At 70.8% G+C, this 675-nt stretch carries 2 pseudogenes; both read right to left on the bottom strand.

From position 1 onward, the window contains the following. A pseudogene (locus GPJ59_RS36740) lies at nucleotides 1–487 on the bottom strand (plasmid transfer protein TraB); the annotation flags it as partial. A 61-nt stretch (nucleotides 488–548) separates the two neighbouring features. Beyond that, nucleotides 549–675: pseudogene (locus GPJ59_RS38325) on the bottom strand (plasmid transfer protein TraA); the annotation flags it as partial.

Here is a 675-nt window from a genome sequence, read left to right as displayed (position 1 = left end):
TCTGGGCGCGGGCGAGACCCACCTTCTCCAGCAGACCCCCATCCCCGAACAGACCCCCGTCCCCGATGCCGGCGGTGGTGCCTTCGGGGTTGTGGCGGAGCATCATCCGCCCGTTCCAGGACAGGGCCAGGACGGGTCCGCCCATCAGGTAGAGGTCGCCGATGGGGTCGGCGGTGGGGCCGGCCAGGCACGCGGCCGTCGCCCACGCCGACCCCGCCGCCACCGTGACCGCCGAGTGCAGACGCCGCTGCTTACTGGTGGACTTCCCCATCACCCACGTCCCGCCCGTGAGGGCGACGGAGGCGAGGGTCAGGCCGACACCGGCGGCGGCGCTCTCGCCCCACCGCCAGTGCCCCACCGCCCCCGCCAGACCGATGCCGGCCCAGCCCAGCCACGGGGGCAGGTGCGGCTTGATGCGGTGCAGCAGGTAGCCGCGGACGCTGCCCCCATCGTGTCCACCCTGCGGGTCGATAAGGGCGCTGGTCATGCCGTCGTGGTAGTAGCTCGTCACCCGGTTCCGGTTACGGGCCATGGTCTCGTTCCTCCTTTTACTGCTGGGCCCAGTTCATGACCGGCTGCGGCGGGCGCCGGGCACGGTGACGAACACGGTTGATCTCTTCCTCGAACTCCTGCTGAAACGTCGAGTAGCAGGCGGCAGCGTTTTTCGCCGCATCC

The organism is Streptomyces bambusae (assembly GCF_019400985.1).
Classification (GTDB): Bacteria; Actinomycetota; Actinomycetes; order Streptomycetales; family Streptomycetaceae; genus Streptomyces; species Streptomyces bambusae_A.
The sequence above is the reverse complement of the archived record's forward strand: the minus strand, read 5'-3'. Positions and strand labels throughout refer to the sequence as shown.